Annotated in this window: 16 protein-coding genes and 3 pseudogenes; 9 read left to right on the forward strand and 10 right to left on the reverse strand. The window is 68.1% G+C overall.

Annotated elements, in window-relative coordinates:
* The first annotated feature begins 24 nt into the window (after positions 1–24).
* Complete coding sequence (locus tag ACIRA5_RS49880) at positions 25–549, forward strand: aldo/keto reductase (RefSeq protein WP_403704243.1); 525 nt, start codon at positions 25–27, stop codon at positions 547–549.
* A gap of 71 nt (positions 550–620) precedes the next feature.
* Here ACIRA5_RS49880 and ACIRA5_RS49885 read toward each other — a convergent pair whose 3' ends face one another.
* The 8 genes and pseudogenes from ACIRA5_RS49885 to ACIRA5_RS49920 form a co-directional block, all read right to left on the reverse strand.
* Positions 621–2,207, reverse strand: a complete 1,587-nt coding sequence (locus tag ACIRA5_RS49885; protein ID WP_403704246.1) for a Na+/H+ antiporter — start codon at positions 2,205–2,207, stop codon at positions 621–623.
* Positions 2,208–2,415: 208 nt separating this feature from the next.
* Positions 2,416–3,276, reverse strand: a complete 861-nt coding sequence (locus ACIRA5_RS49890; protein WP_403704249.1) for an aldo/keto reductase — start codon at positions 3,274–3,276, stop codon at positions 2,416–2,418.
* A 577-nt stretch (positions 3,277–3,853) separates the two neighbouring features.
* Positions 3,854–4,399: pseudogene (locus tag ACIRA5_RS49895) on the reverse strand (RNA-guided endonuclease InsQ/TnpB family protein); the annotation flags it as partial.
* 377 nt (positions 4,400–4,776) lie between these two features.
* Positions 4,777–5,646 carry a helix-turn-helix domain-containing protein gene (locus ACIRA5_RS49900; RefSeq protein WP_403704252.1) on the reverse strand — a complete coding sequence of 290 codons (870 nt, stop codon included), beginning with the start codon at positions 5,644–5,646 and terminating at the stop codon, positions 4,777–4,779.
* 393 nt (positions 5,647–6,039) lie between these two features.
* Positions 6,040–6,432, reverse strand: coding sequence for a nuclear transport factor 2 family protein (locus ACIRA5_RS49905; protein ID WP_403704256.1), 393 nt, complete (start codon positions 6,430–6,432; stop codon positions 6,040–6,042).
* 46 nt (positions 6,433–6,478) lie between these two features.
* Positions 6,479–7,078 carry a flavodoxin family protein gene (locus ACIRA5_RS49910; protein ID WP_403704259.1) on the reverse strand — a complete coding sequence of 200 codons (600 nt, stop codon included), beginning with the start codon at positions 7,076–7,078 and terminating at the stop codon, positions 6,479–6,481.
* A gap of 342 nt (positions 7,079–7,420) precedes the next feature.
* Positions 7,421–7,558 carry a hypothetical protein gene (locus ACIRA5_RS49915; RefSeq protein ID WP_403704262.1) on the reverse strand — a complete coding sequence of 46 codons (138 nt, stop codon included), beginning with the start codon at positions 7,556–7,558 and terminating at the stop codon, positions 7,421–7,423.
* Positions 7,555–7,911, reverse strand: a complete 357-nt coding sequence (locus ACIRA5_RS49920) for a hypothetical protein (RefSeq protein ID WP_403704265.1) — start codon at positions 7,909–7,911, stop codon at positions 7,555–7,557. Before ACIRA5_RS49920 ends, ACIRA5_RS49915 begins: the two co-directional genes overlap by 4 nt.
* A 491-nt stretch (positions 7,912–8,402) precedes the next feature.
* Here ACIRA5_RS49920 and ACIRA5_RS49925 point away from each other — a divergent pair, with 491 nt between their 5' ends.
* The 7 genes from ACIRA5_RS49925 to ACIRA5_RS49955 all read left to right on the forward strand — a co-directional run bounded on the left by ACIRA5_RS49925 (position 8,403) and on the right by ACIRA5_RS49955 (position 19,530).
* Positions 8,403–9,419 carry a LacI family DNA-binding transcriptional regulator gene (locus ACIRA5_RS49925; protein ID WP_403704268.1) on the forward strand — a complete coding sequence of 339 codons (1,017 nt, stop codon included), beginning with the start codon at positions 8,403–8,405 and terminating at the stop codon, positions 9,417–9,419.
* Positions 9,420–9,612: 193 nt separating this feature from the next.
* Positions 9,613–10,860 (forward strand): extracellular solute-binding protein, encoded by a 1,248-nt coding sequence (locus ACIRA5_RS49930; protein ID WP_403704271.1) that lies wholly within the window; start codon positions 9,613–9,615, stop codon positions 10,858–10,860.
* A 10-nt stretch (positions 10,861–10,870) separates the two neighbouring features.
* Complete coding sequence (locus ACIRA5_RS49935; protein WP_403704274.1) at positions 10,871–11,854, forward strand: carbohydrate ABC transporter permease; 984 nt, start codon at positions 10,871–10,873, stop codon at positions 11,852–11,854.
* Positions 11,851–12,675: a carbohydrate ABC transporter permease gene (locus ACIRA5_RS49940; protein WP_403704276.1), complete on the forward strand. Its 825-nt coding sequence runs from the start codon at positions 11,851–11,853 to the stop codon at positions 12,673–12,675. Before ACIRA5_RS49935 ends, ACIRA5_RS49940 begins: the two co-directional genes overlap by 4 nt.
* 87 nt (positions 12,676–12,762) lie before the next feature.
* A complete protein-coding gene (locus tag ACIRA5_RS49945; protein WP_403704279.1) occupies positions 12,763–14,523 on the forward strand; it encodes an amylo-alpha-1,6-glucosidase in 1,761 nt (586 codons plus the stop codon).
* A gap of 84 nt (positions 14,524–14,607) precedes the next feature.
* Positions 14,608–17,802, forward strand: coding sequence for an RICIN domain-containing protein (locus ACIRA5_RS49950; RefSeq protein WP_403704282.1), 3,195 nt, complete (start codon positions 14,608–14,610; stop codon positions 17,800–17,802).
* Between the two features lie 1,032 nt (positions 17,803–18,834).
* Positions 18,835–19,530, forward strand: a complete 696-nt coding sequence (locus ACIRA5_RS49955; protein WP_403704285.1) for a hypothetical protein — start codon at positions 18,835–18,837, stop codon at positions 19,528–19,530.
* Here the strand turns inward: ACIRA5_RS49955 and ACIRA5_RS49960 are convergent.
* Complete coding sequence (locus ACIRA5_RS49960; protein ID WP_403704308.1) at positions 19,525–19,887, reverse strand: hypothetical protein; 363 nt, start codon at positions 19,885–19,887, stop codon at positions 19,525–19,527. The genes ACIRA5_RS49955 and ACIRA5_RS49960 overlap by 6 nt on opposite strands.
* 6 nt (positions 19,888–19,893) lie before the next feature.
* Here ACIRA5_RS49960 and ACIRA5_RS49965 point away from each other — a divergent pair.
* Positions 19,894–20,088 (forward strand): annotated as a pseudogene (locus ACIRA5_RS49965) (zinc ribbon domain-containing protein); the annotation flags it as partial.
* 70 nt (positions 20,089–20,158) lie between these two features.
* Here the strand turns inward: ACIRA5_RS49965 and ACIRA5_RS49970 are convergent.
* A pseudogene (locus ACIRA5_RS49970) lies at positions 20,159–20,374 on the reverse strand (MarR family winged helix-turn-helix transcriptional regulator); the annotation flags it as partial.
* Between the last annotated feature and the right edge of the window lie 3 nt (positions 20,375–20,377).

Here is a 20,377-nt window from a genome sequence, read left to right on the forward strand (position 1 = left end):
GGCGGCGGGCGCATGCTTGATCGCGTGGCCGGTGAGGTCGTGGTTACTGCGAAGCGCACTTCCGCCGCCGTCGCCGCCTACAAGGCCGCGGAGAAGATGCTGGCCGACGGGTGCGTTCGCGCGATCGGCAGGTGTAATCACAGTTCGCAGAACCTGGCCGACCTGATCGAGCGCACGGATGAGGTGCCAGCCGTCAACCAGGTCGAGTTGCACCCGTACTTCATCCAGCAGGCGGTGCGTGAGGCCGACAGGCAGCACGGCACCATCACCCAGTCCTGGTCCCCCATCGGCGGCGTGAATCTCTACCACACAGCTGACGGGGACGGCGCCAGGAACGTGCTCAGCCACCCGGTCGTCCTCGACCTGGCCGACACCTACGGCAAGACCCCGGCGCAGATCGTGCTGCGCTGGCACCTCCAGCACGGCCTGTCCGCCATCCCCAAGTCGGTACGCGCCAGCCGGATCAAGGAGAACGTCGATGCCTTCGACTTCTTCCTGTCTCCCCGCCGAGGTGGCCGCGATCGATGCCCTCGACACCAGGGTCCGTAGCGGCCCCGGCCCCAGCAACTGAGTATCAAGACGTTCCCGCTCACCGTGGAGAAACGACGTCTAGCTGCTGGTCACTCCACCATCGAGCTGCCGGACAGGCGGACTTCCTCATTGTCGAGGTCTGCCTGCAGGCGGCGTAGGACAGTGTCGTCGATGTGGCGTTCGTCGCGAAGTCGGACGACGGTGTCACGTCTGTGGGCGATGAGTGCCAGATGCAACGCGGTGTAGTCCTGGTGCTGGAGCAGCGCCGGGTCGTTGTCGGCGCCCGTGCTCCGGGCCCGCGCGGATGCCAGGCGCCCCTTGTACTCCTGGCGCAGCCACTCGACGGTGTTCGGCCCGGTGCCCAGGTCGGCGGCGAGATTCGGCATCGCCTTGAGCGCGGCTTCGATGGCGGTGGTCTCGGCGAGGCCGTGTTCCTCGTCGACCGAGGTGTCGGGGGGCAGCTTCGCCCAGCGCACCGCTGCCGGGAGCATGAGGCCCTGTGTCACCAGGGTCACGAGGATGACGCCGGAGGTGACGAAGATGATGAAGCTGCGCTCGGGGAACGGCTCGCCCGAGTCGAGTGTCTGCGGCACCGAGAGGGCCACCGCGAGCGAGACCGCGCCCCGGAATCCGGCCAGCCCGCTGATCACACGGGCCCGGTGGCCGATCTGGAGCAGGCGCTGCTGGGGACGGCGGTCGAGCATGCGGATCAGGTAGGCGGACGCGAACAGGAACGCGAAGCGCACGGCGACGAGTACGGCGCAGACGACAGCTACGGCGATCAGCGCGTCCTTGAGGTCGGCGCGGCTGAGATCGCGGACGGCGTACTGCAGTTCCACTCCCACCAGAACGAACAGCGCGCCGTTGATGATGAAGGTGGCCAGCGACCAGAACGCCATGGCCTGCGTGCGGTGTTCGGCCCGGATGATGCGAGGGGCGATCTGGGACATGATCAGGCCGCAGGTGACCACCGCGATAACACCGGAGGCCTCGACCAGTTCGGCCAGCAGATACGCGGTGAAGGGCACCAGGATCATCACCAGGTTGCCCAGCAGGGGATCGTCCAGTCGACGCCGCACGATCGTGTTCGCCCACGCGACTGCCGCTCCGACCACGGCGCCGCCTCCGTAGGCGAGCAGGAACAGCCCGCCGACGTGCGGCATGCTCAGGTGTTCCTCGCCGACCGTGATGCCGACGGCCAGGCCGTAGATGACCAGGGCGGTGCCGTCGTTGACCAGGCTCTCCGCACGCAGCAACGTGACATGACGGCGCGGCAGGGCACGGGCCAGGACGCCGACCGCTGTCGCGTCCGTGGGCGCCACGGCCGCGCCGAGCACCCAGGCCGGCCCCCAAGGCAACCCGAGGGCGTGCCCGGCCGCCGCGACGGCCCACGCCGTGAGGATGACGAGGACCGTGCTCATCAGCACGATGCCGCGCAGGTTGGTCCGGATCTCCCGCAGGGAGGTGGTGATGCTCTCCCAGTGCAGCAGCACCGGCAGGAAGAGCAGCAGCACGACCTCCGGTGGGAACTGTGCCTGCCGTACCTGTGGGATAGACCCGAGGGCCGCACCCGTCACGAGCAGGGGAATCGGTGGGGCGATATCGAAGCGTTGTCCTATGGCGTTGCCCACCAGCACGGCCACGCCCAGGACCACGACGAGTTCAAGACCGTGCAAGGTGTTTCTCCTGGAAGAAGGGGTCACGGGCACCCGCCCGCCATGGGCCGGCGGGGCTCCGTCATCGAAGGCTGCTGGGCTGGGTGAGAACCTCTCGTGCGAGGTGCCTTGCCTGTTGGTGCTGATGGAGGTGTGGGAAACCCGTCCTCCTCAGCCAGCAGGCATCTCGCTGCGCCAGCCCAGCCACCGCGCGAGGCCCCGACCCCGGCTAGGGGGTGGTGGTGGGATCCCAGGCCGTGACGAGGTTCTCGTCGAGGGCGTCGAGGGTTTCCATCTCGTCGTCCGTGAGGGCGAAGTCGAACACGTCGGCATTTCCGGCGATGCGGTTGGCGTGGGTGGACTTGGGCAGGACGACCAGCTCGTGCTGGAGGGCCCAGCGGATCAGTACCTGTGCTGTGGAACGCTGGTGTGCGTCGGCGATCCGGACCAGCGGCGGGTCATCGAGTTTGAGGCCCTTGGTGAGCGGACTGTAGGCCTCCACTTGGATGCCGTTCTTCCTGCTGAGGTCGATGACATCCGCGCGGGAACGGTAGTTGTAGGGGCTGATCTCGAACTGGTTGACCGAGGGCAGGTGCTGTGCGTAGCCGAGTAGCTCTTCCAGATGGTGCGCCATGTAGTTGCTGACGCCGATGGCGCGGGCCTTGCCCGTCTCCAGGAGGTGTTCCATGGCGCGCCAGGTTTCCTGGCGGGTGCCGGGCACAGGCCAGTGGACGAGGTAGAGGTCGATGTGGTCGACCCCCAGCAGGCCGCGGCTGCGCTCGAAGGCGTCGAGGGTCGACGGGTAGCCGTGATCCGCGTTCCACAGCTTGGTGGTGATGAACACCTGGTCACGGTCGAGGCCGCTCTCGCGCAGCCCATGGCCCACGTCTGCCTCGTTGCCGTAGACGGCGGCAGTGTCGATGTGCCGGTAACCAGCGTCCAGTGCGGCGGTGACGGCCTGCTGGGTGGCGTGGCCGGCGGGGCTGCGGAAGACACCCAGACCGATGACTGGGATGTGCATCCCGTCCCGGAGGGGCAGGGTGTCGGCGGGGCCGGTCGGAGAGCGGTGGGGTTCTGGGGCCATACTCATGGCGTCGGGCCCTTTCTGTGCGGGTACTTGGCCGGAGGCCTGGGGCAGCTGGCAGCGTGGGCCGGGGTGAATCAGGGAGGACTGAACCGTCGAGGCTGATCAAGGCCAGAGTCGGTCGCGTTTGTTCCCGCAGCCGGTGGTCTGCTCCGTGCGGGTGGTGGGGCGCAGCGTCGAAAGCACTGAGGAAGGTCAGACGGCCGGGGCATCGTTACCTGCGCGGAAGACCGCGGTCCGGTGGAGGACGCCGGTGACCACTTGCTGAGTGGTGCTGCTGCACGCGCTGACGTCTGCATCGCCGCGCACCAAGGCCTCGGTAGTCAGCGCACTGCAGCCCGGGTAGAGGGCGACGTCGACGGTCAGGCGGTGGGGGCATGGCAGCGGCGTTCCTGAGAAAGGGAGTTACGTGGTATGCCACCCAGCCTTGCACGTGAACCGAGCGCTGTGAGGGGGAAGAAACTTTCCCCTGTTTGCCTTCCTCCGAGGGCTTGCTCCCCCTTGTAGCGCGCCAGCGCAGATGCCATGGCGAATCACAGGGCAGTAAGTGACTCCTCCACCCCGTAAACGGGGTGGCTTCTCGCTATGCCGGTTGGGCTGCGCGGCGGACCAGCCCGGCCCGTAGAACGTTTAGGGCTCCCACCGCGTCCGCGTGCGCCTGGTGGCCGCACGAGACGCAGTGGAACGTCTCCTGGGTGGGCCGGTTCTCCTTGGCGGTGTGCCCGCATTCGGGGCATTGCCGTGAGGTGTTGCGGGGGTCCACGGCGATCACTTCCCGTCCGGCGCTTTCAGCCTTGGCGGCGAGGATTTGGAGGAACACCCCCCGTCCGGCATCGGCGTTCGAGCGGTTCAACCCGGCCTTGGCAGCGGTCCCGTTGGGCAGGAAGCCGCCCGACTGCTCGGGGTCGGGCTTCGGGGCGGGGGCCTTGCTCATGTTGCGGATCTTGAGGTCTTCGTGCGCGATGAAGTCGTGTTCGCGTACGAGGTCAAGGGCGGTCTTGTGTGCGTGGTCGAGCCGCTGACGGCGTACCTTGCGGTGCAGCTTGGCGACCTTCTCGACCGCCCGGCGGTGGTTGGCGGTCCGCTTGTCCCGACGGACTCGTCCGAACCGGGAAGGCGCCCGCTGGCTACGGACAGGTGTGCGCCTCACCGCCCGCAATGAAACGTACTGCCACCGCAGACAGGCCGTCCCCCTGGTGTTCCAGGACGATGGTCAGTCCGTTGAAGCGAGCGGAAGGCGACCTTCCAAGCCTCGGACGCGAGGAATCCACCCCCGCGGAGCACGTTTGTGGGCAGCGCTCGGACAGCGCCGAAGTGCGCAGCCGCCGGGTCGGAGGGGGAGTTGGCGCCTGCTGCCGCCCTGCTCCACACGAATTGAGCAGTTGTTGCTGATGGCACGCGACAAAGAAGGCGTGGAGTTCTTCCAATCCCTGGGCGGAGCGGCATGTGACGACGCTGAGCCCGTTCCGACGAAACGCACTGTCTGGCAGCCGGCCTGACGAATGATCAAGTGACGATGCTGGAGGCCATGAGGTTCTGGTCTGCGGCCCACGAGGCGAGTAGCCGCAAGGCGTCGTGGGAGGGGGAGCCTGGTTGGGCGGTCCAGGCGATGATCTGCTGGTCGGGGTCGGAGGTGCAGCCGAGGGCGTTCCATCCGAGGGTGAGTTCTCCCACGACCGGATGGTGCAGCCTTTTCGTCCCCAAGGTCCTGGCGGCGACATGATGCTCCGTCCACCACTTCCGGAACTGCGCATCCATGGCCGAGAGTTCGTTGACGAGGGCGGTCAGCTGCGGGTCGCCCGGATAGCGTGCGCTCTCCATGCGGAGCTGGGCGATGGCCAGGTGGGCGACTTCTTCCCAGTCCGCGTACAAGGCCCTGAGCGCGGGGTCGGTGAACAGCATCCGGATGTAGATCCGACGGTCCTCCGGGATGTTCCCGAAGTCGGCGAACAGGGCGGCGCCCAGCTGGTTCCAGCCCAGGACGTCGGTTCGACGGCCGACCACGACCGCAGGGCTCGTGGCGAGGTCGTCGAGGAGGAACTGCAACTGTGGATCCACTTGTTGCCGGGTACGACGAGGCGGCAGTTCGTTCTTGGCGGCGAGTTCGAAGAGGTAGGTGCGTTGGTCCGCGTCGAGTCGGAGCACCCGGGCGAGCTCGGCCAGCACGGGAGTGGATGCCTGCAGGCGGCCCTGCTCGATCCGCGCGTAGTACTCCGTGCTGATGGAGGCCAGCAGCGCGACCTCCTCACGGCGTAGGCCAGCCACCCGGCGTGGCTGTTCGCTGCTCGTGGGGAGGCCTACGTCGGCCGGGTTGACGCTGGCACGCCGTGCTTTGAGGAACTCGCCCAACTCGTTCAAGTGCAGGTCACGACTCATGCTTCCCAGAATCGCACGATGTCCAGACCCGTGGGGGAGAGCTTGTCCCTGGACATCCTGCTGTGGAGAAAGTAGGAGAGATCCTTCGCCGGGATTCGGTGTGGTGGACGCAGCCGGAAGGGGGGAGCGGCGCCATGGTCGGAGATGCGGGCTGAGTGCGGTTCCCCGGGGATGCCGGTGATCTCGTGGCCGGCTTCCTGACAGAGCGTGTGCGGCCGAGCGCCCCCTCGGTCCATACGCCAGCCGACCGTCAGTCCCGTCGGCCAGGGTTCAGCGGCAGGCGGCAGGCGGCAGGCGGCGGGCACCAACCAGAGGATCTTCATTTTGCTCCGGAGGGTGCCGGACGGCCTGCCCATGCGCGTGCGACATGGGCAGGCCGGGTGAGGGAGGGACTCAGCTGTTCAGTGTCTGCTGCAGGACGTGGCTGTCCGCGGCCTGCACCAGTCCGGTGATCTTGCCCGCACGGATGGTCCACAGGTGGATGAACCGCACATCCGCTTTGTTCCCGCTCTTGGTCTCGGCGTGGTAGTGCCCGAGTACGAAGACGTGACCGTCGCCGTCCTCGTAGTACTGCTCGGGGACGGTTCCCAACGACTCGAAGTTCGGTCGCATCGGGCCGAAGAAGTCACGGGCCACGTTGTCCCAGCCCTGGTAGATCCCACCACCCGGGAAGCCAGGTGTGATGTCCCAGACGAGGTCCGGCGCCACGATCTCCGCGATGACTTCCGGGGCCATGCGGGATTCGTAGAAGCGTCGGACCAGGGCGATGTTCGCCGAGTCGGACATGGTGGGCTCCTTCGGCTGCGGATCAGTTGTCACGGGGTGCCGGTTATCAGGCGTTGACGGCGGTGAGGCCGGCTTCGAAGATCGAGGCGACGCGGGCAACGCGGGCGCCCAGGGCTTCGGCGGTGGTGATGTCGGCCTTGTGGACGCCCTCGGGACCGGTATCGGTGGGGGTCTGGGCGCCGGCGCCCAGGAAGTAGCCGAGACGGTTGATGTCGTGCTCGCTGCCCGTGGTGCTGCCCCAGCCGGGCAGGAGTCCGAGGTTGACCCAGTGCATGCCGTGCTGGGCGGCCAGGGTGGCGAAGTAACCGAGGGTGGATGACTTGTCACCACTCTTGCCCCCGGAGTTGGTGAACCCGGCGGCGATCTTGTCGGTCCACTTCTGGGCGGCCCACCGCTGGCTGCTGGCCTCGGCGAACGCGTGGAAGGCCGCCGATGCGGTACCCATGTAGGTCGGGGCGCCGAAGATGATCGCGTCCGCGTTGTCCAGCTGGGTCCACTGCTCCTCGGTGATCGTGTCCACGGGTATCGACACGACCTGGACCCCTGTCTCGTCCGCGCCGCGGGCCACGGCCTCGGCAAGGACGGCGGTGTGCCCGTAGCCCGAATGAAATGCGATGGCGACAACGGGACGGTCAGAAGAAGACATCTTGGTGCTGCTTTCCGAATAGTCAATCGAGGTACGGAGCCACCATGGCACCGGATGCCAGCCGTGTGAGGGGGAGGAATCCGTACCCCGGATTACCGTGCCCAGGATCTGGCCACCCACCTCGCCGGGCGCGTCAGGCGGGCGCTTTCAGGCACGACGCCGAGCTCACCGCCGCCTATGTTCGCGCTTATCTGGAGGAATTCAGGGGGGACACTCTGAATTCGGCAAACGCCCGGCAGCCACTGCGGCTGCCGGGCAGCAGGATCCTGATCACCACGATCAGACGCATGTTGGCGTCCTGCCACCCGGCGACCGCGGGCAGCACCTCTCCGCCGGTGGCGATCACCTCATCGCGCCGGTGGTCACGGCGGTGCGCAGCACCCCGCTGTTGTTGGACGGGGTGGTGAAGAGGTACTTGGTGGTGTCGGTGCCCAGATCGAAGATCCGCTGCCAGGCCGACTTGTCGGCGCTCCGCTTCACCCGGGTGGAGACCGTCGAGTCGGTTGCGTCGCCGAGCACTTCGCGGGGCAGCTTGACGTACGCGCCGTCGGCGGCGGGCGCGCCGCCGGGCAGGGTGAGCGCCTTGCCTCCGTCCGTGCCGCGACGGACTGGGCGGTGGTGCCGTTCACCGGGCCCGCCGTGAGGCCGCTGCGGGAACTGTCGCTGATCCTGCCGGAGGCGAGGTCGTCCTGGTCGAAGGTGTAGTGGGCGGCGAGCCGGGGCGTATCGGCCGCCTGCGCGGGGACGGCGGGTGCGGCCGGCAGGCCCGCGCCGAGCGTCGGGGCCACGGCGGCCGGGGCGCAGCGCCGGACGAATCTGTCAGTGGATGGCATGGATTGCGTCCTCAATCCTTTGAGTAACGGGTTCCGGTCGGCCCGCCTCGGTCGGCTGCTCGTCCGCACGCCGTTGCCGATGAGGAGAGTCCGTGGTGACATGCTGTCGAATCGGTTCGATCGGATGCGCTCCCCGTGACACGTCGCTAACCGAGTGGCAGTGCAGGCGCCCCGCGGGTCGCGAACACTGCGCGGAACGGGTCCCGGCCGCGGAAGGATCACTTCATCGAACCGGTTCGCAGGACCCTAGCGCCGGGGAAATCTCCCAGCAATACCTCTGACATGAGCGAAGTGAGTGGATCACCTGGAGTGCAGGGTCGTTACGAGAAGTGTCGTTTCAGGTGTTGACAGCTACCCGACTTGTTCCTACCTTCACTTCACGCGAACCGGTTCGACACCCGGTGGCCCGTCCTCTCTTCACTCCCAGCACCCATGCGACCGGACGCTTTGCCTCACAGGAGCATCGAACCGGTTCGAGTAAGGAGTTCCCCGTGAACATCGGTGAGATCGCCCGCCGGGCCGGTGTCTCGCGGAGCACCGTGTCCTACGCGCTGAGCGGCAAGCGCCCGGTCTCGGACGACACCCGCAGGAAGATCCAGCAGGTCATCGACGAGCTGGGCTACCGCCCGAACGCCAGCGCGCGTGCCCTGGCCAACGGCCGGACCAACACGATCGGTCTGGTCTTCCCGCCGGCCGGCAACCACTACACCGGCATGCAGCTGGATTTCATCGGCAGCGTGGTGGAGGCCGCCGCGGCCTACGACTACGACGTGCTGCTCTCCCCGAGCGGTGTGGACAGCGACCGCTCGTTCCAGCGGCTGCTGGGGGAGCGGCGGGTCGACGGCGCGATCCTGATGGAGATCAGGCTGGAGGACGACCGGGTCGATCACCTGGCCGCGCTGGACTTCCCCTCCGTCGCCATCGGCCGTACCGCCCATCCGGAGGGCGGCTGGTGGGTCGGCCTGGACCACACCGCGCTGGCCGCGGCGTGCGTCCACCACCTGGCGGACCTCGGCCACCGCCGGGTCGCCTTCGTCAACCGTCCCGAGCAGCTGCTGCGGGCCGGATACGAGTCCGCGCACCGCGGCCTGGACGGCTTCACGAAAGCCGCGGCCGAGCGCGGGCTGACCGTGCGGACGTACTGCTGCGGGGACGACGCGGCGTCGGGCCAGGCCTGCCTGGAACAGATCCTGCACGACGAGCCGGCCACCACCGGCCTGGTCACGCTGAACGAGGCCGCTCTGGGCGGTCTCTACCGGGGGCTCGCCCAGGCGGGCCGCCATGTGCCGCGCGACTTTTCCGTCACCGGTGTCGTGGCCGGCCGCTGGGCGGAGACGGTGACCCCGCAGCTCACCGCGGCCGACGTACCGGCGGAGGAGATGGGCCGGCGCGCCGTCGACCTGCTGGTGGAGCGGCTCGACCATCCCGACGCGCCGCCCAGGCACCATCTCCTCGCGCCCCCGATCTCTCTGCGGGCCAGCACCAGGCCCGTCCTCGGTACCTCCTGAGGCCGATGCCCCGGCCGCCGGGTCCGTCACCCTTCCCCGGCCACGACACCTAGGCATTCCCGCTCCCTCTCTCCGTTCCGTCCGTCTCAACGCACCGAGCACCCGAATCCCTCACCGCCGCCGTTCGGCGTGCCCGCCTCCCCCTGTTCACTCCTCCCGCGGCACACCTGTGCCCAAAAGTGAAGGACCCGCAATGAACAGCTCCTCTAGACAGCGCCGTCTGACCGCCGCGGCCGTGACCGTCCTCGCCGTGGCCGTCAGTGCCACCGCCTGCTCCTCCGGTTCGGGCAGCACCGACACCAAGGGCGCCGGCGGCGGCACGTACACCATCTGGGACCCGTACCCGCAGTTCGACAAGAGCTCGGCCTGGGCGAAGCTGCTGGACGAGTGCGGCACCAAGGCCGGGGTGAAGGTCAAGCGGACCGGATTCGACACCAGCGACCTGGGTAACAAGACGCTGCTGGCGGCGCAGCAGGGCAACTCGCCGGACGTCCTCATCGTCGACAACCCGGTGGTGTCGACCCTGGCCGAGGCGGGCGTGCTCACCACGACCGACGACAACAAGCTGGACACCTCGAAGGTCGACCCCAACCTGCTTGCGGCCGGCCAGTCGGGCGGCAAGACCTACGGCACGCCCATCGGCGCCAACACCCTCGCCCTCTACTACAACAAGAAGGTCCTCAAGGCCGCGGGCGTCGACATCGCCTCGGTGAAGGACTGGGTGTCGCTGACGGCCGCCCTGGAGAAGGTCAAGAAGGCGGGCAAGAAGGGCATCACGTTCTCGGCGATCGGCACGGAGGAGGGCAGCTTCCAGTTCCTGCCGTGGTTCTGGGGCGCGGGCGCCAAGCTGACCGAACTCGACTCCGCCCAGGCCGTGTCGGCGCTGTCCCTGTGGAAGGACTGGCTGAAGCAGGGCTACGCCCCGAACTCGGTGCTCAACAACACCCAGACGACCAGCTGGCAGGAGTTCGCCAGCGGCGACTACGCCTTCAGCGAGAACGGCACCTGGCAGCTAGCCAACGCGAAGAAGGCCGGCTTCGACTACGGGGTGATTCCCGTCCCGGCCGCCACGGGCGGCAACGCGGCGGCCCCGACCGGCGGCGAGTTCGTGACCGTCCCGGTCCAGAAGGACTCCGGCCGCTACGCCACCTCCCAGCAGCTGGTGACCTGCCTGACCAGCGGCGACAACCTGTACAACACCGATACCACCCTGTCCTACGTGGCCCCGACCAGCGAGGCCCAGGACAAGCAGGTGGGCGCGAACGTCGACCTGAAGCCGTGGGTGGACGCGGTCAAGGCGGCCAAGGGCCGCACCAGTGACGACCTGGGCACCAAGTACCCCAAGATCTCCGAGCAGATGTGGAAGGCCGTCCAGTCCGCCCTCAGCGGCTCCAAGTCGCCCAAGGATGCGCTCACTTCGGCGCAGGCCGCGGCCAAGTGACGTGGGCCCGATGAAGCAGACCACACATCCGCCGGACCACCGGGCCGCGGGCGTCCGGGACGGGGCGGCCACCGCCGCCCCGCCCCGGGCCCGCAGCGGGAAACGCCGCCGGCCCACCTCCACACAGTGGGCCGCCTGGGGATTCCTCGCCCCGGTGACCGTCTACCTCGCCCTCTTCTACGCCTATCCGCTCTACCGCAACATCGACCTGAGCCTGCGCAACTACACCGTCCGCTCCTTCGTCCAGGGCGACGCCCCGTTCACGGGCCTGGCGAACTACCGCACCGTCTTCGACGACCCGGCCTTCGCCCCAGCGCTGCTGCACACCGCCCTCTTCACCGCCGTGTGCCTGGTCTTCCAGTACGCCATCGGACTCGCCCTCGCGGTCTTCTTCAACCAGCACTTCCGGCTGTCGGCGACCCTGCGCGCGCTGTTCCTCGTGCCGTGGCTGCTGCCGCTGATCGTCTCGGCCTCCACCTGGTCGTGGATGCTCAACAGCGACTCCGGGATCGTCAACGCGGTCCTGCACGCCGTCGGCGTCGCCCCGGTGAACTGGCTGACCTCGCCGTCCTGGTCGCTGGCCTCGGTGATCATCGCGAACATCTGGATCGGTGTCCCGTTCAACCTGGTCGTGCTCTACAGCGGTCTGCAGTCCATCCCGGCCGGCCTGTACGAGGCCGCAGCCCTGGACGGGGCGGGTGCCTGGCGCCGGTTCTGGAGCATCACCTTCCCGCTGCTGCGCCCGGTGTCCGCGATCACCCTGCTCCTGGGGCTGGTGTACACGCTCAAGGTCTTCGACATCATCTGGATCATGACCAAGGGCGGCCCGGCCGACTCCTCCACGACCTTCGCCACCTGGTCCTACCAGCTCGGCTTCGGCAACCTCCTGCCGGCCTTCGGCCCGGGCGCGGCCGTCGGCAACCTGCTCGTGGTCGCCGCCCTGGTCTTCGGCCTGGTCTACGTCCGCGTGCAGAGAAAGCAGGCGCTGGCATGAGCCGCATACGCAGGAGTACCTGGGTGAAGACCACGATCGGCGTCGTGCTGACCGGGATCATGCTCTTCCCGGTCTACTGGATGATCAACGTCTCCCTCACCCGCGACCAGGACATGCGCAAGAGCCCACCGGACCTGCTGCCGCTGCACGGCACCCTGGCCGGCTACCGCACCGTCCTCGGCGAGCAGCTGCCCTACCTCGGCACCAGCCTCGTCATCGGCCTGGGCACCGTCCTGCTGACCGTGCTGCTGTCCGCCCCCGCCGGCTACGCCCTGGCCAAGCTGCGCCCGCGCGGCGGCGGCATCCTGAGCTTCGTCCTGCTGGCCGCCCAGATGATCCCCGGCATCATCATGGCGATGGGCTTCTACGCCATCTACCTGCAACTCGGGCTGCTCCAGTCCGTTCCCGGCCTGATCGTCGCCGACTCCACCCTGGCCGTCCCGTTCGCGGTCCTGATCTTCACGGCGTTCATGTCCGGCATCCCCGGCGAACTCCTCCAGGCCGCGCAGATGGACGGAGCGAAGGCCCTGCGGACCTTCTGGTCCGTCGTGCTGCCGATGAGCCGCAACGCCGTCGTCACGGTGTCCCTGTTCGCCTTCCTGTGGTCCTGGTCCGACTTCGTCTTCGCCAGCACCCTGGTCAACGGCGGCACCCATGAGCCGATCACTCTCGGCATCTACCACTACATCGGCAACAACAACCAGCAGTGGAACGCCATCATGGCCACCGCCGTGGTGGCCTCACTGCCGGCCGCGGTGATCCTCGTCCTCGCCCAGCGCTACGTCGCCGCCGGCGTGACCGCCGGTGCCGTCAAGGACTGAGTCCCCCAACCAACCCGCCACAAGGACAAGGACCAGCCAGTTGTCGGTCGGCTGCTGCCCCCTGCTCCAGAAACGAGTCACGCCACCATGACCGCCGCCCTGTCCGGCCCGGCCTTCTCCGTCCACGACATCCCGTTCAGCACCTACGGATCCTGGTTCAACATCTCGCCCGTGGTGGCGGAGAAGACGTACTCCGAGGACCTCCACCTCGTCTCGCACCAGAACGGCATGCACGCCGTGCTGCGCCTGGTCCCCCTGAACATCACGGTGGAGGGCGACCGCGTCGAGACCCGCGTCGAGGCGACACCGGGCCTGCTCAGCTGGATCGGCGAGAGCGGGCGCCTCGACCTCGCCTACGAGTCGCCGGACACCGTACGCCTGCGGGGGAGCGGCCTGGGCATCGGCGTCTTCGCCGCCGCGCAGGCCCTGACGCCGTTCAGCGGAACGTACTTCTTCCACGACCCGGCGGCGGACGGGCACGTGTTCACGTCTTACGAGACCGGACGCCGTTACCGCCTCACCGTGCTGTCCGGCGCCCTCGCCGAGGTGGCCGGGGCGCAGGCGCTGGGCAGCGCCGACCGCGGTGTCGCCGTGACCGCGGACGCGGATGGGACCTGGGAGATCGCGATCGAGGAACTCGACACCGCCCGCCCGCCGTACGTGTCCTCGGGAACCTTCGACGACATCGTGGAGTCCGCGCGGCGTACGTTCGCGGACTTCGTCGACGCGGTGGCCCCCTGGCGTTCGTCCGCCACTCCGGCGGCCGAACTCGCCGCCTACGTCGTCTGGTCGGCGACCGTGGGGGCGACGGGCCTGGTCACGCGGCCTGGCGTGCTGATGTCCAAGCACTGGATGGACAAGGTCTGGAGCTGGGACCACTGCTTCAACGCCCTTGCCCTGGCGCCCGGTTGCCCCGAACTGGCTTTGGACCAGTTCGCCCTGCCCTTCGACCACCAGGACGACAGCGGCGCCCTGCCCGACTCCGTCACCCACTCCGAGGTCCTGTACAACTTCGTCAAGCCGCCCATCCATGGCTGGGCCTTCAGTCACCTGCGCCGCCGCCTGCCGACACCTCCCGACCAGGCCCAACTGGCCCAGGTGTATGCCTGCTTGGAGCGCTGGACGAACTTCTGGCTCACCGCCCGGCGGGCTCCCGGGGCAGAACTGGCCTACTACCAGCACGGCAACGACAGCGGCTGGGACAACGCCACCACCTTCGACCCCGAGCGGGTGGTCGTCACCGCCGACCTGGCCGCCTTCCTCGTTCTTCAGCTGCGCGAACTCGCCGATCTGGCCCATGAGTTGGGCAAAGCGGACGCAAAGCGCCGGTGGACGGCCGCAGCCGTGGAGACACAGACCGCGCTGCTCGACCAGCTCTGGACCGGCGACCGGTTCGTCGCCCGAGGAGCCGCCACTGGGAACACCTGGAGCAGCGCCAGCCTCCTCGACCTGATGCCCATCGTGCTCGGCGAGCACCTGCCGGGCGAGGTCAGCAGCGCGCTGGCCGACCGCATCAAGGCCCACCTCACCCCGTACGGCCTGGCCACCGAACTGACCACCTCGCCGCACTACCTCGCCGACGGCTACTGGCGCGGCCCGATCTGGGCCCCCGCCACCGTACTCGTCGAGGACGGCCTGCGTCGCGCCGGCCACCAGCGCCTCGCGGACGACATCAGCGCCCGCTTCCGCGCCCTGTGCGAAACCCACGGCTTCGCCGAGAACTTCGACGCCCTCACCGGAACAGGCCTGCGCGACCGCGCCTACACCTGGACCGCCAGCAGCTACCTCCTCCTCGCCCGCGACCACCACCGCCGCGCGGATGCCGGGACCGACGCCACCGGCGCCTGAACCGCGAGCGACAACCCACCCACACGTCCGGCACGGGGGCCTGCGCAGCAACAACCAGCCCTACCCCAGAAGGGACGTAAGCACATGCCAAGAATCGGGCAAAGACGCTCGACCACAAGACGTCTTCTCCACGGCATCACCAGGACACTGCTCCCGCTGACTGTCATAGCCGGCGTCACCACCGGGATGGCGACGCCGTCCTCGGCGGCCACCCCGACCGTCACCGTCGACCTCGGCACCCCCACCGGAGCCTTCCACGGAGGTGCCTCCGGAGCGCTGTACGGACTCTACGGCCCGGACCTGCCGACCAATAACCTCATCGAGGGGATGGGGCTGCAGACCACCAACACCAAGGCCCAGGACGGACAGCAGCACCCGGGCTCCGACGCGCTGGAGGTCGCCAAGCCGTTCGTGGACAGCGGCGGCAAAGACATCATGATCTACATGACGGACGTGTACCGCACGTTCGGTTACGAACGATCCAGCTACGCCGCCTACCAGGCGGCCATGAAGACCCAGGTCGAGCAGGCGAAGGCTAGCCCCTACAAGGACCGCATCGTCCTCGTCCCCTACAACGAGCCCGACGGCATGTGGTACCCGGGCATGCGCACCCAGTCGTCGCCGCTGGCCGCCTTCAACGCCGAGTGGCTCCAGACGTACAACTTCATCAAGGGCCTCTGGCCCGAAGCGCGGGTGGCCGGACCCAATCTCTCCAGCTACACCGAATTCGCCCTCAAGGGCTTCCTCACCTACTGCAAGGCCAACAACTGCCTGCCGGACATCGTGACCTGGCACACCCTGGGCAGCCCGGCGGACGTGCGCAGCACCGTCGACAACTACCGCGCGGCCGAGACCGCGGTGGGAATCCCCTCGCACCTGCGGATCAACCTCAACGAGTACGCCTTCCGCTACCACCTGACCGATCCCGGCCAGATGGTGCAGTGGATCGCGGCCCTCGAGGACGAGAAAATCGACGGCAATCTGCCGTACTGGAACATCAACGGCAACCTCGGCGACTCCGCCGCCGCCCAGAACACCCCCAACGCCCAGTGGTGGCTGTACAACTGGTACAGCTCCATGAGCGGCAACACCGCCAAGGTCACCGGCCCCGCGGCCAACGCCGCGTACACCCTCCAGGGCCTGGCGAGCCTGGACACAGCCAAGAAGCAGGCCCGCGTCATCCTCGCCGGGGGCGGCACCAGCGGTGACTCCAACACAGTCATCAAGGACATCGACCCCGCGGTCTTCGGCAGCACCGTGCACGTCAGCGTCTTCCAGGACCGTTACAGCGGCTACATCGGCGCCGCGGCCACCCCTGCCCGGCTCTCCGACGCCGACGTCGCCGTGGGCTCCGACGGTTCGATCACCGTCCCCATCACCCTCGACGCGATGTCCGCGTACCAGGTGATCGTCTCCCCCGGCGGAACCGGTAGCCCCACCGCCTCCGACAGCACCTGGTCGGCCACGTACGAGGCCGAGAACGCCACGCTCAGCGGCAGCGGCTACAACATCAACACCGAGGGCACGACCAGCAGACTTGACAAGTTCGCCACCTCGGGCACCAAGGACGTCGGTGGCCTGCGCACCGGCTCGACCACGGTGATCTCCTTCCCCGTCTCCGTCCCCACCACCGGCGACTACAACCTGTCGGCCTTCGGTAACAGCTACGCCAAGGACGCCGACGTCAAGGGCCCGACGAACGTGTACATGCGGGTCGACGACGGTGCCTCGACACGGATGGACATACCGGTGGGCTTCCAGTGGGTGGTATGGGGGCACAGCGACACCACCGTGCACTTGACCTCGGGCAGCCACACCATCACCCTGGCCACCACTGGCGACAACGGCGCGAAGACCGTCGGAGACGCCATCATCGACAAGATCGATCTCCAGTACAAAGACGCCTCCGTCCAGGGCGCCACGCTCTACGAGGCCGAGCAGGCCAACCTCTCCGACAGCGATACCACCACCTACGCCTCCCAGGGCCAGTTCGGCGCGGGAGCGGTGAACCTCACCTCTGGCAGGTCCGCGACGTTCTGGGTCTACTCCGCGCGAGACGGATATGCGGATCTGACGGCCCGCTACCGCAACACCGGCCAGGCTGACCTCACCGTCAATGGCAAGGCCGCCGACGATCAGATCCTCGCCGGTGCGACGCCCGACGCCTGGTCCAGCTCCACCAACCGGATCTACCTGAAGGGCGGCATAAACAAGGTCAAGGCGACCGGCACCAGCGGCACCCTCGCCCTGGACGACCTGGCCGTCACCGCGTTGAGCGCCACCTCCGCCGTCACCACCGGCAACGTCGTCACCTATCAGGCCGAGGACGGCACCCTCACCGGCACCGCGGCCGTCGACACCACCTACAGCCAGGCCAACGGCGGCGTCGTCACCGGCATCGGCAACGGAACCGCCAACTCCCTCACCCTCAACGTCAACGCACCCTCCGCTGGCACCTACGCCATGACCATGCGCTACGCCAACGCCGAGGAACTGCCCTCCAACCACTACAACCCCGACCTGTACGCCGAGCACGCCGACGTCAGCGTCAACGGCGGCGACGCCACCCGCGTCAACTTCGCCAGCACCCTGCACTGGAACCAGTTCACCGACTACACCGTCCCCGTCACCCTCACCAAGGGCACCAACACCGTCAAGTTCACCGCCTCACAGCTCTACAACTACGACGGCACCACCATCGGCCTGGTCTCCTCCGGCGGCGGCAGCGACATCGGACAGCCCATGCGCTCCAGCTCCGCGCCCCACCTCGACCAGGTCTCCTTCGCACCCGCGGGCCTGCACATCGGCGCCTCGGCCGGGTTCTCCTCCACGGCCGTCGCCCAGCACAGCGGGCTCTGCCTCGAAGACCCCGCCAAGTCCACCGCCGACGGTACCCAGTACCAGCAGAACACTTGCGGAAGCGGACAGGAGCAGAGTTTCGACTTCCACCCCGTTTCCGGCACGACCGACACCTACACCGTCGTCAACCACTCCAGCGGCAAGTGCCTGGACGTCTCGGCCTTCTCGACGGCCGATGGCGCCGCCGTCCAGCAGTGGACCTGCCACGGCGGCGCCAACCAGCGGTTCAAGCTGGCGGCGGTAACCGCGCTCGGTAACAGCCACGACTACCAACTGGTCGCCGTGCACAGCGGCAAGTGCGTCGACGTCAGCAACGTCTCCACCGCACCCGGCGCCCTCGTCCATCAATGGACATGCGACGCGGCAGGCGCCCTGACCAGCAAGAAGAACCAGATCTGGCGCCTCCTCGGCAAGGACTGACGACCGACAGCCCCCGAGAGCTCCCGCACGCCCGGCCCTCTGGCATCGCTGCCGACGGCCGGGCGTGCGCCAGTCTGACGACGCGGACGATCACCGGAGTCCTGTCACCACCTGGGACTACTCCTCCACCTTCTATAAGTAGCTGTTGTCCGTCCGTACCGGTGACGGCGTTTCCGCTGGTCAGGCGGGCCCTGACCCCTGGGTTGTGGACACCAGGGACTTGGATCTTGATGGTCCGGGCAGCGGGACTCAACACGCGGTACGCGATCGAGAGGGCTCTTGCAGCGACCGCTGCATTTCTCTATGCAGTAGAAGCCGATCGCTCGTCCCGTGAGCCGGCATCACGACCATGACCGGGCCTTCGCGGGATGCTTCCCTTTGCCGCTCGGGCCTTGCCCGGTACCGCCGTGCAACAGGCGGATGGGCGGGGTGGCTGGTGCTGCTCGGGTTCGGCTAACGGGCCTTGAGCCGCAGCGTTTTGGGTCTGCCCGCGCCTTTCTGTGATGAGGGTCTGTCCGAATGGCCCCGATGCAGGCAGTGGAGGCGGGTGTGGGGCAATTACGCGAAGCGGCTCCGGTCCTGGCGGCGGGGGGGCCGCCGCCGTGGGATGGATGGCACGCCGCGGCGGCGGGCGGGACTGTGGCAGCTGCTGGGGGACATGGCGCGCGAACGCAGCAGGATGCACGCGGAGCGGGAACGCCGTTACACCCTCGTGGAGTTGGTGGAGCGTCTGCCTCCTGGCAGCCGTCTCGTCGTACGGAAGAGCCCGGGCGGGCAGAGCAGCGTGGATGTCCGCACGGCGCTCCCCTCACGTATCGCTGACGGGCGGGACGCTCGGAAACCGGATGGATCGGATCGGTGAACCACGCCCCGCCTCAGAGCGCATCTCAGGCAGCGTCAGGGGGCGCATTCACGGTTGCGCATCACCGCGTAGGACCCCTGCGAACCGTCCGCAGCTCCTTTCGCACCGGCAACTCGATCTTGACTCCGCCGGAATATATTCGCGCTGGACAGTCACCTGAGGGGGAACGGATGACCCAGACCAAGCCTGCCGGTCCGGAGCCGCGAGAGCCCGGGCAGGGACCGGGGCTTCCCCGGCTGCGTGAGGACGCGGCCCTCGCACTGCTGCGCACGGCACGTCAGGCCCGCGGGCTCCTCGGCGATCCTGCCAGGAAGGACCAGCTCGCGGGGGAGGCGGCAGGACTGGTGGAACAGCTCCGCGGGTTCCTCCCGCGGCAGTCGGTGTGCAATGTGCCGGGGACTGATCGTGCGCTGAAGGATCTCATCGACAACGCGGCCTGGATCGCTGTCCTGATGCGCTCCCACAACTGGGTCTCCTGCGGTCTTTCGTACGAGGAGATCCAGACACAGGCCGGCCAGCCCGTGCATCCGGGAGAGCGGGCAGCCGCAGACACCATCGACGCTTTGGGGAAAGCGATGCTCCCCGGCTCCGGGATCGAGGGCTGGGTAGCAGAGATTGCCACCGAAGCGACGAGGGGTGATGAACACCTCTCTGCTGTCGTCAAGGCCGCCAAGTATGCGCTGCACCCCACGCCGTTGCTCATCTTCAGCGACACCACGCGTCTGCTCGGCGAGGCGGTCTACGCAAGCAATGTCGCCAAACTCCACGGATACGTCGACAGGGTCCGCGCGATCCTGACACCCACCGTCAGGGGACCCGCCATCGGCGGGGATCTCGGGGGCGGCCGCGGGGGAATCAGCCTATGAGTAACGGACCGGGTACTCAGGCCCAGCAGGCAGGACGTCTGCCTGTGGCACGGTCCAGGAGAGGCGAACTGCTCGCTCACGGTGCGACCAGGCAATCCAGTCGTCGATCTGCCGCGCAGCGGTCTCGACGGTATCCGTCCTCTCCCGCATCCGTTGCCAGAAGCGGACGTTGCGTTCCTGGCGCTCCAGCATGGCATCGACCAGCGTGCCGCGCCGGAGCCGGTGCGGAACCGACCCCGGCACGAAGCTCGACAACGCCGCTGGGACTACGACTACACCGGCGGCGACGAGCGCGGCGGCCTGACCAAGCCGGCCGGCAAGCGGGTTCGGGTTCATCGCTCGCACGGGGGCGCCCACGCCGAGAGGATGCCGCTCAGCGTCCGCACCTGGACGTGCGTCTGCGGCACGACCCATGACCGGGACGTGAACGCGGCGAACAACCTTCTGACCGCCGGGCTGGCGGTGTCTGTCTGGGGAGCTGGTGTAAGACCTGAACGGGAGTCCTCCCGAACGGGGCAGTCGGCGATGAAGCAGAAATCCCTACAGCGCGAGCCGTAGTGCGGATGCCCTCGACCCTCCGGCGCAGCGCGAGGCCCGCGGTCGTCATCTCGACGATGACGGACCGCTTGTCGGTGGGGGAAGGGACCCGGCGCACCATGCCGGCCGGCTCAAGGCGTTGTACGGTCCGGGTCATCGTCGCCGCGTCCGAGCCGGTGAGCTCGCCGAGGTCCACCAGCCGCAGGCCGCCGCGTTCCCACAGCGTCCGCATCACCGGCTCCTGGCTCGGGTGCAGCCCCACCTCCCGCATCAGCTGGCCGGCGAGCACGCGATACAGCCGGCCCATCCG

This window comes from Streptomyces sp. NPDC096311 (assembly GCF_044763085.1).
Lineage (GTDB): Bacteria > Actinomycetota > Actinomycetes > Streptomycetales > Streptomycetaceae > Streptomyces.

Bases quoted from the DNA above. Each gene is read 5' to 3' on its own strand.
- ACIRA5_RS49940 (WP_403704276.1), top strand. From the start codon at position 11,851: ATGAGCCGCATACGCAGGAGTACCTGGGTGAAGACCACGATCGGCGTC.
- ACIRA5_RS49935 (WP_403704274.1), top strand. From the start codon at position 10,871: ATGAAGCAGACCACACATCCGCCGGACCACCGGGCCGCGGGCGTCCGG.
- ACIRA5_RS49955 (WP_403704285.1), top strand. From the start codon at position 18,835: ATGACCCAGACCAAGCCTGCCGGTCCGGAGCCGCGAGAGCCCGGGCAG.
- ACIRA5_RS49950 (WP_403704282.1), top strand. From the start codon at position 14,608: ATGCCAAGAATCGGGCAAAGACGCTCGACCACAAGACGTCTTCTCCAC.
- ACIRA5_RS49910 (WP_403704259.1), bottom strand. From the start codon at position 7,078: ATGTCTTCTTCTGACCGTCCCGTTGTCGCCATCGCATTTCATTCGGGC.
- ACIRA5_RS49945 (WP_403704279.1), top strand. From the start codon at position 12,763: ATGACCGCCGCCCTGTCCGGCCCGGCCTTCTCCGTCCACGACATCCCG.
- ACIRA5_RS49905 (WP_403704256.1), bottom strand. From the start codon at position 6,432: ATGTCCGACTCGGCGAACATCGCCCTGGTCCGACGCTTCTACGAATCC.
- ACIRA5_RS49920 (WP_403704265.1), bottom strand. From the start codon at position 7,911: ATGCCATCCACTGACAGATTCGTCCGGCGCTGCGCCCCGGCCGCCGTG.
- ACIRA5_RS49930 (WP_403704271.1), top strand. From the start codon at position 9,613: ATGAACAGCTCCTCTAGACAGCGCCGTCTGACCGCCGCGGCCGTGACC.
- ACIRA5_RS49900 (WP_403704252.1), bottom strand. From the start codon at position 5,646: ATGAGTCGTGACCTGCACTTGAACGAGTTGGGCGAGTTCCTCAAAGCA.
- ACIRA5_RS49890 (WP_403704249.1), bottom strand. From the start codon at position 3,276: ATGAGTATGGCCCCAGAACCCCACCGCTCTCCGACCGGCCCCGCCGAC.